This is a genomic window from Pseudomonas sp. HTZ2, from assembly GCF_033173945.1.
Lineage (GTDB): Bacteria > Pseudomonadota > Gammaproteobacteria > Pseudomonadales > Pseudomonadaceae > Aquipseudomonas > Aquipseudomonas guariconensis.
The window spans coordinates 3,784,821-3,798,089 of record NZ_CP137332.1 but is presented as its reverse complement, the minus strand read 5'-3'; the positions used below and the strand labels follow the sequence as shown (position 1 = coordinate 3,798,089).

Genomic DNA, 13,269 nt, shown 5'->3' with positions numbered 1-13,269 from the left:
GGGATTGCTTGAGATGATGGGCGGCGGGAGTGCTTTAAACGCTGCGGAAGGTGCTCCCACAACTCAAGCACTGGCAGTTGTCGACGAGGGAGCCGTCTGCCATATCGCCGATCTGCCTTCCGGCCACGGTTCCGGCTGTTGCACCTAACAGACCTCCCAGCAGCGCGCCGGCAAAGCCGCCGAGCGCTAAGCCAAGCGGGCCTCCTACAGCACCGACTATTGAGCCCAGCTTTGCACCGGAAATTGAGTTGGCGGCACCACCAATGGCACCCGTGATACCACCGATGCGTTCACCGGTCTGGCGACCGGCATGGCGACTGATGAGGTTTGTGGATTTACAAAATGGGCAGCTGATCATGTTTCTCTCCTGGCGGTGCTATGCGTAGAGTTTTTTGCCAAGGCAAATGAAACCCACCCTTGCCAAAAAGCAGGGATGGGTTTCAGCGAGGGTTTGCCAATTTAGCAATTGATATATATGCAATTGAGATGCATTCAAATGCACGGCGCAGCAAGCAACGTGGAGAGGGTTATTGTTGTCCATGGTGGATCGATCAACCGGAAAAGCTGAAACCCCGGTAAACGACCGTTCTCGACCTATCGCTGCTTCAAAAAGGCAGTTTTTCGTTTAATAAGGCTTGACAACGGTCGGGGGTGTAGGTAGATTTTTTGCTAGTTGTAAAATCCTTACTGGCGGGAAGTAGGCATAACCTGCGAATACAATTGTGTTTTAAGCCAGCACCATCTTACCCACTGCTCCTGCAGTCTCTTATTCAGCTTCCGCTGACATATCAAATTTAACTGATCCTATGCGACTGCTTGGTCGCGTATCCAAATCATTGCGCTGGACATACTTGAGCCTGCGAGTTCGCGACCTGACTCCTAATTGGAGCGGTTTCGAGAAGCTAATTCTCAGGAGTGTGCTTTATGCAATGCGTCCAGCCGCGGGCCATCCAAAATAAGGTCTTACGCGTTCGAGCGTGCCTCGACGTGATCGGTATATCACGTTCAACGCTGTTTGACATTACCAATCCGAAATCACCTCGATACGACTCAACATTTCCAACGAAGATCAGAATTGGGTCGCGTGCTGTTGGTTGGCTTGAGGCTGATATATTCCAATGGCTCATGTCTAAGCAGGTCGTGCAAAAGAATAAATAATTTTGCGCTGGTGCTGACTGCTTTTGTCTGGTTTTTACACGCCTAATGTCTTGTTAGGTAAAAAATTCGAATTTTGGAAAAATCGCCATGAACAACAATGTGTTTCCGATGGGCTGTCTTCCTGCGTCCATTCAGTGCGTAATTAACGATGTAGGGCATAAGACTAAAGCGCCTTTGCCTCTCATTTCTGCCACCGTGCTAGCTGCTGCTGCGACAGCTGCGCAAGGAACTTATAGGGTTAGGCGGTGGAAGGGCTTAACATCAAATATATCGATTTACGTTTTGACAATTGCTGAGTCCGGCGAGCGAAAGACAAGCGTGGACAGTCTGGTTTTTGAAAGCTTGCGAAGTATACAGGCTAAAGGGGAGGATGATTACGAAGGGCTGATGGTTGATTATGAGTCCGCTAAGAAAGTGTGGGATCTAAAAGAGCGAATGCTAGATCGGAAAATAATCAAGGCTTTGGAAAAAGGGACGTCCGTTGTAGATTTGGAGGGTGAGTTAAGGGCGCATGCTAAAGCAAAGCCTGCCAAGCCAGTAAAAAGTAAACTTATCTATAAGGATGTAACCCCGGAGAGGTTGTTGGAGGGGTTGTGTGAGTCCTCCAAGGCAGCCACTCTTATCGAGGACGAGGGTGGTCGTTTCTTAAATGGCTACGTGATGCGATCCCCAGGTAATATGTGCTCTTTGTGGAATGGTGGGACAATTGATATAGAAAGGAAAAATGCGCCCAGCTATATTTTGCGAGAACCTAGATTTTCAGCTTGCATCCAGGTTCAGCCAGGCATACTTGAAAAGTTTTTATTAAAAAAGGGCGATGTCGCTAGGTCATCAGGCCTGTTGGCTCGTTTTTTGATTTCATGGCCTATATCTAACATAGGTATTAGGACTGTTCTATCTGGTCATCCTAATGATGGTGCTTTGGAGCAGTTTGGTCAGAGACTGCTTGAGCTTGCAAGTCGGCGCGATGACGTCGTCCTGGTCTTCTCGGAGGATGCTCAGGTCCAATGGAAGAATTACAGTGACCTTATTGAGACAATGATGCAGGCAGATGGTTTGCTATCAAATGCTAAGGATTTTGGATCCAAGGTTGCTGAAAATACTGCAAGACTCGCCGCGCTAATGCACCTTGTAGATTCAGATGCTGAAGAGATATCGGGGGAGACGCTTTTTTCAGCGATTTCTTTAATGAATTGGTATGTTAACGAGTTCCTTAGAGTCTTTGGCCTTGTTGGAGGTGGTAGTGAGCTTGAAAAGGATGCACTAGATGTTGAGAGTTTCGTTAGAGATATAGCATTTAAGTATCCGATGGGCTGGATTCCGCTAAAAATTCTCCTTCAGTATGGACCTAACCGGCTACGGAAGAAAGCAGCATTGGAGCCTGTGCTGCAGTATTTAGTTAATCAGCGACGAATTTATTACTTCCCATATGGGCGATCAATGATTGTTTGTATGCCCTCATAAGAGATTTTATCTGAAATAAAAAAACCGCTTAAGGCGGTTTTTTTATTTCTAAGTGGTTGTTGTGTGCTGGCTTTGCTCTGGATTGGGTGTGTTGGATTCGGTGCATAACTCTGTATGTTCGTTGTGGGTTAGTGTTCTCTAGAGTTTTCGGTTGCAAATTTATGTATACCTGATACTGCTCGGTGCTTTGTATGTTAGTTGTATTTAGGTTATTAGTTTTATTGCTTTGCTGTGTGTTGCTTTATTTGCTTGATGTTTTATTTGGTTAATTTTTTGTATACATACTTTGGAACTTACCGTTAACTATTTTGAGGTGCAGCTAATGGCTCGTGATGTAGATAAAAGAATGTTGGAGAGTGCTACTGAGTATGTTGACGCGATATTGGATTGTCATTCTAAGATTGAGGCGGTGCGTATTGATCTAGCATATACAAAGGAGTGTTCTAGGGACGTGTCACTGGAGAGGTTGAGTGAAGATATTACCCACCTCTTGGCTAATCGTAGGGGGAAACCTTCAGTGTTTGGAGGTATGGTTGGCTATATGATTAAGAGTGAGTATGCTGAGAGTAAAGGGGCGCATGCCCATGCGCTGTTTTTCTATGACGGAAATAAAGTGTGTAAGGGGGCGTATAAGGCTAATCAGATTGGTGAGTATTGGCGACAGAATATTACTGCGGGTGATGGGTTGTTCCATAATTGCAATATGAATATGGGTAGGTACGATAAGTGTGGTATTGGGAGGGTTGACTATAGTGATGAAGATAAAATTTCTGTACTGAAAGATCAGGTTGTTGGCTATATGTGCAAGTCTGATCAGGACATTGGTGCTATCAAACAGACAGGGGGAGAGCGGGCTTTTAGGAGGGGTGTCTTGCCTAGAAGAAAATCTAATGCGGGTAGGCCGCGAGGTAATGGTGGCGAGGTGGGTTAGCTGGCGAAGATAGGATGCCTATTCGCACCTGCTTGAGAGCTAGTGAGCTGCTATTTTCGCTACTAATAGCGAAAATAGCAGCAGAGGAATGCTAGAATAACTATATTTAATCAGCGGTTTGTTACTTGAGCTCATTGCATAAAAGCAGTCTTGGCTTCAATCGGGCTAGCTACGCAGTGTGCGTTATTTCTTCCAGATATTGGCCAAGGACGTGCCAAGCCTCAGCCATTTCCTTGGTGTAACTATGGCGCTGGTAGGTACGCTTCACCTTGTTTTCTTCGGTGTGGTTCAGGCAGCGTTCTGCAACTTCCGGCAAGACACCTAGTGACGTCATGATAGTGGCACCGGTTCGCCTTAAGTCATGAGGTGTCCATTTGCCTCCAGGCAAGAGAAGAGCCTGGGCTTTGGCGCTTCTGTTGCTCAGGATCCCTTCACCTGGAAGACGTTGTCGATCTCCAAGCTGCTTGGTCACAGTTTTTGAGCAGACAGGGCCGTCATTCTTGACATTGGGGTAGCACCATTCACTGGCCGTGGTGTAGACCCGGACAGCCTCGAACTGCCGGATGGCAAACGATGAGAGTGTAACGTTATGTGCCTTACCGTTTTTGCTGTGCTCTGCTGGAATGTGCCAGTTGCCTTTAGTTAGGTCGACATTTTCCCATCTGGCGTTGAGTAGCTCACCGATGCGGCAGCAAGTCGACAACGCAATCCAAATGGCAGCTTCAGATGAGGGAAGTAGGCCAGCCTTAGGGGTGAGATTGGCTAACGTACGAATTTCTTCCACGCTCAATACGCGATCTCGCTCGATGTCTTTGCCGCCAATTTTGGCTTTGCGAATGCTCGCCGTCGGATCGTGATCAATCAGGTCCCGGTCTACGGCGAATCGGAACATCTGACGCATCAGGCTGAAGATCATCTTCGCCATCCGGTTGACACCACGTGCGAGCAGGGCGTCAGTCACCTCGGTGATGTGACCTTTTCTCACATCTTCGACGGCCATCTTGCCAAGCAACGGTAGAACGTCTTTCTCGAACATGCGGCGCACCTCTGCACCTCCGTCCTTGCGGTTTATCAAGTCGACCTTGGCCCAGTGGTCGAACAAGTGCTGGACGTTTTTTCTGGCGGCTTGTCGGACCTGGGCTGCCTCCAGTGCGGCTTTCTCCGCGGCTATTCGTGCAAGCTCGGCGTCACGTACTGCGACACGTGCGGCCTCCTCAGTCTCGAGATGTTCCTTTATGTCTCTGATACCTGACTTATGAAGCCCAGCGAGCTCTTTAGCTCGCTGTCCAGCTTCGGCGAGCGTCATGGTGCCTTCACTGCCATCGCGGCTATAGGTGCCGATGGGGAGGGTGATGCGCTCACTGCTGCTATTTGTGTAGCGAAAATAAAAAAGGCGCTCGCCGCTTGGGGTGATACGTGCCACCAGGCTGCCATGTCCCCAGATGGCGACTTCGCTCAGCCACTTGTCGCTCGTACCTGGTTTGGCGGTCATCTGGCGGTCTGTAATCTTGGCCATGTAGTCAGCTTCCCCGTTGCCAATTGGTTGCCAATTGAGATCGGCTTTTTTCGAATCGCTTTGGGCAATTTTGGACGATACAAAGGCTGTAAGCCAGTGAAATAGAGGGGTTTAAGGATGGCTTTTGAATTTTATTGGGCAGTCTCGGACAGGTTATTACCTGTATGGGGTGCAAGGGGTCGAGTGTTCGAATCACTCCGTCCCGACCATTATTGAAACAAAAAAGCCCAGTCGGAAACGACTGGGCTTTTTTGTTTCAATAATTTAATTGCTAGGTGTCTAAAAATTCTCATGTTGTGGCTATGGGGCCGGTCGGGCCTTGTGTTGAGTGATATCATCACGCTAGTCTATTACCATCTTCATGTCTCTAACTGTGTACGGAAATGTCTATGTCTATTCCTATGGAAGATTTGCACAAAGAGCTTGCCTGGGCGCGTACAGAAGAGCATAAGCAGCAGGTGCTCGCGAAAATGGAAAGCTTGCGGGTTCAGGCGGAAAATGCAATTCGAACGGCCCAGAAAAACATTTCATATAGCACTCGCGAATTTCCAATCGATGAATCGCCCCTGGTTTTCTAGACACTCTCCAAGCTCAGGAAATAGCGTTTCTCATACTCTACTGGAGACAGCTGCATAGCACTGCTGTGTCGGCGTTTAGGGTTATAGAACATCTCGATGTAATCTTTCTCGGTCACTTGCTTGACCGCTTCGATCTTGAATTCTTCGGGGTAACGCTGACGACTCATGGCACCTCCTATTTGGGCCTCATTATGAGGCTTGGAGGTGTCTACGAAACCAGGGGCGATTCACACATTCCTAGGCCAGGCGACAAGCATACCGGCCGGCCGCTTCGCGCGTGGTGCCAATTTACCAGTATGCTCGTCGGACTTCACGCCTTAAGCGTTAATCAGTGATAGAAGAGGCTCATCTGAAAAAGTTCCCGGGATTCCGACGAGACCTTGGCGAACCGCCAAATGGTCATGGGATCGAGACAGTTAAGTGCTCGTTCATCGCGTCATACGCGCGCTGAAGCGCTACAGCCAGCGCCCGCTTCGCACGCTCCTCGCCATGTACAAGCACTATTTCCTTCGCGGCACTCCCCTGCCCTCGTGCAAAATCGACCAGTGCTGCCTGATCCGCATGGGCCGAATAACCCTCCAAACTCATCACTTTCGCCCGCACTTCGTACATTCTGCCGTCTAGGTCAATTTGCACAAAACCTTCCGCCCCCTGACTCGCTTGGATGACGGCACCGGGTGTGCCTTTTGCCTGATAACCGACAAACATCACTTCATGTCTGGGATCGCCCACCATAGCCTTGAGGTAATTGACGATGCGCCCGGCGGAGCACATGCCATTACCGGCGATCACAATAGCGGGACGTCCCGTACTTTTAAGGTAATTGACCACTTGCTGATGTTTGGCGTGTGTATCCACGCATATCAGTTGTTCAAAGCTCAAGGGGTTGCGGCCTTCATATAAACGTTGCCGGGCTTCGGCGTTCCAGAACTGATGCAGGTCTTGGTACGCGCGGGTAATGCGCTGGGCCAGGGGCGAATCGAGGATGATGGGGAGTTGCGACCAATCTAGGGGATCACTCCCGGTATTCTCGCTGCGGGGCGCGAGCAGGGCTTTGCGGTGCAGGATGTCTTCGAGCTCATAGAGCAGCTCTTGGGTACGCCCGAGGCTGAAGGCGGGGATCATGAGGGTGCCGTGATCGGACAACGCGCGATCGATGGCCGCTTCCAGTCGTTGCTGGCGTTCGCTGCGGTCCGCGTGCAGCCGATCGCCGTAGGTGCTTTCGAGCACCAACACGTCCGCTCGCTCTGGTGGCTGCACGGGCTTGAGCAATGGATTATGCGCAGCCCCCAGGTCGCCGGAAAATACGACACGCGTGCTGCTGGGCGGATCCGCTTTACATACATCGCACTCGACATAGGCAGAACCGAGCAGATGCCCGGCGCGCTGCAGCCGGATGCAGCATACGAGTCCTTCTCGATCTACTATGGTGTGCCATTGTTCGAAGGGTACGGGGATTATCAATTTCTCGAGAAATTCCAGGTATCGCTCGACCTGGGCAGGCTCGGCAGTGACGCTGAGCTTATAGGCATCTTCCAGCACCAAAGGTAACAAGCGCGCAGAGGGCTCGCTGCAAATGATCGGGCCGCGGTAGCCGGCGGCGAGCAAGGCGGGAATACGCCCGACGTGGTCCAGGTGCACATGGGTAACGATCAGCGCCTGGATGCCATCGATGGCGAAACCGAGCGAAGCGCTCTCACCTTTCAGAGCGGCATCACCGCCCTGCTCGAGGCCGCAGTCGATCAACAGGCTGGTCGCGCTGTCGATGTGAAGTTGATGGCATGAGCCGGTCACACCACGGGTAGCACCGTGGTGTGAAAGCGTAGGGAATTGCATGCTGCTGAACCTCCAAAGTCTGAATTGAAGCGCGCTATTACTTCATTCATTCAGCTGGAGGATACAGGGCAGGATTCGCCGCCCCTGGAAGGAAAAATCCTCAGTTGCCAGACAGGGCCGCCTGGCGGGCAGAAGCACGGATCTTGCGCTTGCTGCGCAGCACGCCGTAAGCGCCGAGCAGCGGGCCGACAGCCAGGCCAACGACCAATGCGGCGATCACCAGTATCGCTACAGGGACTGCCGGTGCAGTCCAACCGAACAAGACCAAGGAGACGGCTTGCTGATTCTCCAGAACGAAGAACAGGACCACCGCCGCCAGCAGCAGCACGAAGAGTGCCGCCAAGGCACGCTTGAGGTTACGCATCAGGCTGTTCCTTTATCAGTGCGGGACCTGGTCTTCTTCGTTGACGCGATCGCGCAGTTCCTTGCCGGGCTTGAAGTGCGGTACGTACTTGCCTTCAAGATTCACCGACTGGCCGGTCTTGGGGTTACGCCCTACCCGTGGTGAGCGGTAGTGCAAGGAAAAGCTGCCAAAACCACGGATTTCGATGCGATCACCGGTGGCCAGGCATTGTGACATCTGTTCAAGCATGGTCTTGATGGCCAACTCCACGTCCTTGGACGAGAGCAGCCCTTGATGGGTGACAATACGTTCGATCAGCTCCGACTTCGTCATATTTTTCCCTTCGTTATCAAGCAGCTAGATCATTGCTTAACCAGTTTGTAGCACGCCCCGACGGATTTGAACAGGGTGGATCTTGACTTAATAAAAAAATTCAAGATTGCAGGAGACTGGGAAGCGAGATGAGCAGTAGGGAATGGCCGAATAACCAGGCGAGGCGCAGTGAATTGATTCAGGGGGAGCTGGCGCCGCTTTGCAGGCTTCGTCAGCGTCAACAGAAGCGGCACGCGACGCGAGGGCGGTATCTGCTTGTTTTCAAACAGGCACAAAAAAGGGCGACCGAAGTCGCCCTCTTTTACCGATCAAACAGAACTTAGTTCTGCTTGGCCATCGCTTCGCGCAGCAGCGCAGCCATGGTGGTGTCGGCAGCAGCTTCCGGAGCGGCGTTTTTCAGGCTCTGGATAGCTTCGCGCTCTTCAGCGTCGTCCTTCGACTTGATGGACAGGCTGATAACGCGGGACTTGCGATCGACGCTAATGATCTTGGCTTCGATCTCTTCGCCTTCCTTCAGGACGTTACGCGCGTCTTCAACGCGGTCACGGCTGATTTCGGAAGCTTTCAGAGTAGCTTCGATGTCGTCGGCCAAGGTAACGATGGCGCCTTTGGCGTCAACTTCCTTGACGATACCCTTGACTATTGCACCCTTGTCGTTCAGAGCAACGAAGTTGGAGAACGGATCGTCTTCCAGTTGCTTGATACCCAGGGAGATGCGCTCGCGCTCTGGGTCAACCGACAGGATGACGGTTTCCAGCTCGTCGCCCTTCTTGAAGCGACGTACGGCTTCTTCGCCGGACTCGTTCCAAGAGATGTCGGACAGGTGAACCAGACCGTCGATGCCGCCGTCCAGGCCAATGAAGATACCGAAGTCGGTGATCGACTTGATGGTACCGGTGATCTTGTCACCTTTGTTGAACTGGCTGGAGAAGTCTTCCCATGGGTTGGACTTGCACTGCTTGATGCCCAGGGAGATACGACGACGCTCTTCGTCGATGTCCAGAACCATGACTTCCACTTCGTCGCCAACCTGAACGACTTTCGACGGGTGGATGTTCTTGTTGGTCCAGTCCATTTCGGAAACGTGTACCAGACCTTCAACGCCTTCTTCCAGCTCAGCGAAGCAGCCGTAGTCGGTCAGGTTGGTAACGCGAGCCTGTACGCGAGTACCTTCTGGGTAGCGCGAGGTGATGGCAACCCACGGATCTTCGCCCATTTGCTTCAGACCCAGGGAAACGCGGTTGCGCTCACGGTCGAACTTCAGGACGCGAACGTCGACTTCGTCACCAACGTTGACGATTTCCGACGGGTGCTTGATGCGCTTCCAAGCCATGTCGGTGATGTGCAGCAGGCCGTCGATACCGCCCAGGTCCACGAAGGCGCCGTAGTCGGTGAGGTTCTTGACGATACCCTTGACCTGTTGGCCTTCCTGCAGGGTTTCCAGCAGGGCTTCGCGCTCGGCGCTGTTCTCGGCTTCCAGCACGCTGCGACGGGAAACGACAACGTTGTTGCGCTTCTGGTCCAGCTTGATGACCTTGAATTCCAGCTCTTTGCCTTCCAGGTGGGTGGTGTCGCGCACTGGGCGGACATCAACCAGGGAGCCCGGCAGGAACGCACGGATGCCGTTAACGTCGACAGTGAAGCCGCCCTTAACCTTACCGTTGATAACGCCCTTGACCACTTCTTCGGCGGCGAAAGCTGCTTCCAGAACAATCCAGCACTCGGCGCGCTTGGCTTTTTCACGGGACAGCTTGGTTTCGCCAAAGCCGTCTTCGACCGCGTCCAGCGCAACGTGAACTTCGTCACCGACCTTGATGGTCAGCTCGCCAGCTTCGTTGATGAACTGCTCGAGCGGGATGACGCCCTCGGACTTCAGACCAGCGTGAACGGTAACCCAGTCGCCGTCGATGTCGACAACGATACCGGTGATGATCGCGCCCGGCTGCAGATTGAGGGTTTTCAGGCTTTCTTCAAAGAGTTCTGCAAAGCTTTCGCTCATTTTAATTCCTGTAGATTCGGGCGAAACAGACGCCCATAGCCACATTCCAGACAATGTGGGTTTCGTTCATATAAAGGAAAACCGGCAGGACGTTGACTGGTGCCCCTGCCTGTTCTCCTGGCTATCAGAGCAGATCGCGCTGGGCGAGCTCGCTCCTGATACGTTGCAACACCTGCTCGATGGACAACTCGGTGGAGTCCAGTTGGATGGCATCGGCCGCTGGTTTCAGCGGGGCCACCGCGCGCTGGGTGTCGCGCTCATCGCGCGCACGAATCTCATCTAGCAGACTCGCCAGACTAACATCATCGCCCTTGCCCTTCAACTGCAAATAGCGACGCCGTGCCCGCTCCTCCGCGCTGGCGGTGAGGAACACTTTCAAGGGCGCGTCCGGGAAGACCACGGTGCCCATGTCGCGACCGTCAGCGATCAGGCCAGGCGCTTCGCGGAAGGCGCGCTGACGCTGCAGCAACGCTTCGCGCACTGCTGGCAGCGAAGCGACCATGGAGGCGCCGGCGCCGACGGTTTCGGTGCGGATCACGTTGCTGACATCCTCACCCTCGAGGATGATCTGTTGCAGCTTACCCGGTTCCGCAGCGACGAATTGCACATCCAGATGGGCGGCCAAGGCCTTGAGCAACTCTTCGTTGGTCAGGTCGACGCCGTGGTTGACGGCATTGAACGCCAGCAGGCGGTACAGGGCGCCGGAATCAAGCAGCTTCCAGCCCAGCTCGCGGGCCAGAATGCCCGCGACCGTACCCTTGCCCGAACCGCTTGGCCCATCGATGGTGATGACTGGCGCTTGCGAACTCACGATTTGCCCTCTTCTGCGACCCGAATGCCAACCTCGGCGCACAGCGCCAGGAAGTTCGGGAAGGACGTGGCGACGTTGGCGCAGTCATGGATGCGAATCGGCGCGCTGGCACGCAGCGAGGCAACGCTGAAGGCCATGGCGATCCGGTGGTCACCGTGACCGTGCACTTCGCCGCCGCCGATCTGGCCGCCATCGATGATGATGCCATCGGGGGTTGGCTCGCACTTCACGCCCAGGGTCAGCAGGCCGTCAGCCATGACCTGGATGCGATCGGATTCTTTGACGCGCAGTTCCTCGGCGCCGCGCAGCACGGTACGCCCTTCGGCGCAGGCGGCAGCCACGAACAGCACCGGGAATTCATCGATAGCCAGCGGCACGAGGTGCTCGGGGATCTCGATCCCCTTGAGCTTGGCACCGCGCACGCGCAGGTCCGCGACCGGCTCACCGCCAACTTCACGCTGGTTTTCCAGGGTAATGTCGCCGCCCATCAGGCGCAGGATATCAATGACGCCGGTACGGGTCGGGTTGATGCCGACATGCTCGAGCACCAGCTCCGAACCCTCGGCGATCGAAGCCGCGACCAAGAAGAACGCCGCCGAGGAGATATCCGCCGGCACCTCGATGCGGGTTGCACTGAGCTTGCCACCCGACTTGAGCGAAGCGACCGGGCCGTTGGTCTCGACCGCATAACCAAAGCCGCGCAGCATGCGCTCGGTATGGTCGCGAGTCGGCGCAGGCTCGGTGACGGTAGTGGTGCCTTCAGCATACAGGCCAGCCAGCAGCAGGCAGGATTTGACCTGGGCACTGGCCATCGGCAGCGTGTAGTTGAGCGCCTTGAGCTTGTGGCCGCCACGGATGGTCAGCGGCGGACGGCCTTCAGGACCGGTCTCGACCACTGCACCCATCTCGCGCAGCGGATTGGCCACACGGTTCATTGGGCGCTTGGACAGCGAGGCATCGCCGGTCATGGTGACATCGAACGGCTGGCCGGCCAGCAGACCCGACAGCAGGCGCATCGAGGTACCGGAGTTACCCAGGTAGATCGGGCCGGGTGGCGGTTTGAGGCCGTGCAAGCCGACGCCATGGATGGTCACACGACCATGGTGCGGGCCTTCGATGACCACACCCATGTCCCGGAAGGCCTGCAAGGTCGCCAAGGCGTCCTCGCCTTCGAGGAAACCTTCGACCTCGGTGGTACCTTCGGCCAGCGAGCCAAGCATGATCGAGCGATGGGAAATCGATTTGTCGCCCGGAACGCGGATCCGTCCGGACAGGCGGCCACCAGGTTGGGCCAGGAAAATCAGATCGTTGGCGTTCATAGCGTCCACATAGGCCCGGCGGGCCAGGATTTTACTGAAATGCTCGCGGGCAGCCCGGGCGCGGGTGAATACACCCAGCAGCTGGTGCCCGTCCCCTGCATCGACCGCGTCGCGCAAGGCGTCGAGATCGCTGCGAAATGTATCCAGGGTGCGCAGGACAGCCTCGCGGTTGGCGAGGAAGATGTCGTGCCACATGATCGGGTCGCTGCCGGCGATTCTCGTGAAATCGCGGAAGCCTCCCGCAGCGTACCGGAAGATCTCCAGGTTTTCATTGCGCTTGGCCAGGGAATCGACCAGACCGAACGCCAGCAGGTGCGGCAGGTGGCTGGTGGCGGCCAGGACTTCGTCATGGCGCTCCACCGGCATGTGCTCCACATCGGCACCCAGCGCGCGCCACAGGCGGTCGACCACGGCCGCGGCGGCCGGATCGGTTTCCGGCAGTGGCGTGAGGATGACCTTGTGGCGGCGGAACAGTGCGGCGTTGGAGGCCTCCACGCCGCTCTGCTCGGAGCCTGCGATCGGGTGGCCCGGGACGAAACGCGACAGACGTCCGGCAAAGGCCTCACGTGCGGCACGCACCACATTGCCCTTGGCGCTGCCCACATCGGTGATCACTGCATCGCCCAGGTCCAGGCGCGCGAGATGGGCCAGGACCTTTTCCATCGCCAGGATGGGCACGGCCAACTGGATCACGTCGGCGCCGACGCAGGCCACGTCGAGGTCTTGCTCGCAGCGATCGACCACGCCGAGCGAAACGGCCAGCTTGCGCGACTGGGCATCCAGATCGACGCCGACCACTTCCCGGCACAGGCCGCTTTCGCGCAGGCCCTTGGCGAATGACCCGCCGATCAGGCCCAGGCCTACGACGACCAGGCGGCCGATGATCGGCGCGGGTTTGGTTGTAACTGCATCTACCACGAGTGCGAACCCTGTTTAGAAACTATGCCAGTCAGTGAGACCGCAGGGGGCTGCCGGGCAGCC

13 protein-coding genes are annotated in these 13,269 nt (G+C 55.0%); 4 read left to right on the top strand and 9 right to left on the bottom strand.

Going from position 1 to position 13,269, the window contains the following annotated elements; genetic code table 11:
• Nucleotides 1-34 precede the first annotated feature (34 nt).
• The gene (locus R6G97_RS17595; RefSeq protein ID WP_317847285.1) at nucleotides 35-358 is read right to left on the bottom strand and encodes a hypothetical protein; all 324 of its coding nucleotides are present in this window, start codon (nucleotides 356-358) and stop codon (nucleotides 35-37) included.
• 566 nt (nucleotides 359-924) lie between these two features.
• Here R6G97_RS17595 and R6G97_RS17590 point away from each other — a divergent pair.
• From R6G97_RS17590 to R6G97_RS17580, 3 genes are all read left to right on the top strand, one after another.
• Nucleotides 925-1,158, top strand: coding sequence for an AlpA family phage regulatory protein (locus R6G97_RS17590; RefSeq protein WP_257779622.1), 234 nt, complete (start codon nucleotides 925-927; stop codon nucleotides 1,156-1,158).
• Between the two features lie 87 nt (nucleotides 1,159-1,245).
• Entirely contained in the window at nucleotides 1,246-2,622 is a 1,377-nt protein-coding gene (locus R6G97_RS17585; protein ID WP_317847284.1) for a YfjI family protein, read from the top strand.
• Nucleotides 2,623-2,944: 322 nt separating this feature from the next.
• Nucleotides 2,945-3,553: a YagK/YfjJ domain-containing protein gene (locus tag R6G97_RS17580; RefSeq protein WP_317847283.1), complete on the top strand. Its 609-nt coding sequence runs from the start codon at nucleotides 2,945-2,947 to the stop codon at nucleotides 3,551-3,553.
• 169 nt (nucleotides 3,554-3,722) lie between these two features.
• Here R6G97_RS17580 and R6G97_RS17575 read toward each other — a convergent pair whose 3' ends face one another.
• The gene (locus R6G97_RS17575; protein ID WP_317847282.1) at nucleotides 3,723-5,069 is read right to left on the bottom strand and encodes a tyrosine-type recombinase/integrase; all 1,347 of its coding nucleotides are present in this window, start codon (nucleotides 5,067-5,069) and stop codon (nucleotides 3,723-3,725) included.
• A gap of 389 nt (nucleotides 5,070-5,458) precedes the next feature.
• Between R6G97_RS17575 and R6G97_RS17570 the strand changes: the two genes are divergently transcribed.
• Nucleotides 5,459-5,647, top strand: a complete 189-nt coding sequence (locus tag R6G97_RS17570; RefSeq protein WP_317847281.1) for a hypothetical protein — start codon at nucleotides 5,459-5,461, stop codon at nucleotides 5,645-5,647.
• On the opposite strand, the gene R6G97_RS17565 is transcribed toward R6G97_RS17570, so the two are convergent.
• From R6G97_RS17565 to R6G97_RS17535, 7 genes are all read right to left on the bottom strand, one after another.
• Nucleotides 5,644-5,814, bottom strand: a complete 171-nt coding sequence (locus tag R6G97_RS17565; protein ID WP_317847280.1) for an IS3 family transposase — start codon at nucleotides 5,812-5,814, stop codon at nucleotides 5,644-5,646. The two genes, R6G97_RS17570 and R6G97_RS17565, sit on opposite strands and share 4 nt — an antisense overlap.
• Before the next feature lie 232 nt (nucleotides 5,815-6,046).
• On the bottom strand, nucleotides 6,047-7,483 hold the full coding sequence (locus R6G97_RS17560; protein ID WP_317847279.1) for an MBL fold metallo-hydrolase: 1,437 nt from the start codon (nucleotides 7,481-7,483) through the stop codon (nucleotides 6,047-6,049).
• A 100-nt stretch (nucleotides 7,484-7,583) separates the two neighbouring features.
• A complete protein-coding gene (locus R6G97_RS17555) occupies nucleotides 7,584-7,847 on the bottom strand; it encodes a LapA family protein (protein ID WP_043206587.1) in 264 nt (87 codons plus the stop codon).
• A 15-nt stretch (nucleotides 7,848-7,862) separates the two neighbouring features.
• Nucleotides 7,863-8,159 (bottom strand): integration host factor subunit beta, encoded by a 297-nt coding sequence (ihfB, locus tag R6G97_RS17550; RefSeq protein ID WP_043206588.1) that lies wholly within the window; start codon nucleotides 8,157-8,159, stop codon nucleotides 7,863-7,865.
• Nucleotides 8,160-8,478: 319 nt separating this feature from the next.
• Nucleotides 8,479-10,158 carry a 30S ribosomal protein S1 gene (rpsA, locus tag R6G97_RS17545; protein ID WP_043206589.1) on the bottom strand — a complete coding sequence of 560 codons (1,680 nt, stop codon included), beginning with the start codon at nucleotides 10,156-10,158 and terminating at the stop codon, nucleotides 8,479-8,481.
• Nucleotides 10,159-10,282: 124 nt separating this feature from the next.
• Nucleotides 10,283-10,969, bottom strand: coding sequence for a (d)CMP kinase (cmk, locus tag R6G97_RS17540; RefSeq protein WP_043206590.1), 687 nt, complete (start codon nucleotides 10,967-10,969; stop codon nucleotides 10,283-10,285).
• Nucleotides 10,966-13,173: a bifunctional prephenate dehydrogenase/3-phosphoshikimate 1-carboxyvinyltransferase gene (locus R6G97_RS17535; protein ID WP_241502469.1), complete on the bottom strand. Its 2,208-nt coding sequence runs from the start codon at nucleotides 13,171-13,173 to the stop codon at nucleotides 10,966-10,968. Before R6G97_RS17535 ends, cmk begins: the two co-directional genes overlap by 4 nt.
• Nucleotides 13,174-13,269 lie beyond the last annotated feature (96 nt).

Excerpts from the sequence above, each read along its gene's own strand:
- R6G97_RS17595 (WP_317847285.1), bottom strand. The coding sequence starts at position 358 with ATGATCAGCTGCCCATTTTGTAAATCCACAAACCTCATCAGTCGCCAT.
- R6G97_RS17590 (WP_257779622.1), top strand. The coding sequence starts at position 925 with ATGCAATGCGTCCAGCCGCGGGCCATCCAAAATAAGGTCTTACGCGTT.
- R6G97_RS17585 (WP_317847284.1), top strand. The coding sequence starts at position 1,246 with ATGAACAACAATGTGTTTCCGATGGGCTGTCTTCCTGCGTCCATTCAG.
- R6G97_RS17580 (WP_317847283.1), top strand. The coding sequence starts at position 2,945 with ATGGCTCGTGATGTAGATAAAAGAATGTTGGAGAGTGCTACTGAGTAT.
- R6G97_RS17575 (WP_317847282.1), bottom strand. The coding sequence starts at position 5,069 with ATGGCCAAGATTACAGACCGCCAGATGACCGCCAAACCAGGTACGAGC.
- R6G97_RS17570 (WP_317847281.1), top strand. The coding sequence starts at position 5,459 with ATGTCTATTCCTATGGAAGATTTGCACAAAGAGCTTGCCTGGGCGCGT.
- R6G97_RS17565 (WP_317847280.1), bottom strand. The coding sequence starts at position 5,814 with ATGAGTCGTCAGCGTTACCCCGAAGAATTCAAGATCGAAGCGGTCAAG.
- R6G97_RS17560 (WP_317847279.1), bottom strand. The coding sequence starts at position 7,483 with ATGCAATTCCCTACGCTTTCACACCACGGTGCTACCCGTGGTGTGACC.
- R6G97_RS17555 (WP_043206587.1), bottom strand. The coding sequence starts at position 7,847 with ATGCGTAACCTCAAGCGTGCCTTGGCGGCACTCTTCGTGCTGCTGCTG.
- ihfB (WP_043206588.1), bottom strand. The coding sequence starts at position 8,159 with ATGACGAAGTCGGAGCTGATCGAACGTATTGTCACCCATCAAGGGCTG.
- rpsA (WP_043206589.1), bottom strand. The coding sequence starts at position 10,158 with ATGAGCGAAAGCTTTGCAGAACTCTTTGAAGAAAGCCTGAAAACCCTC.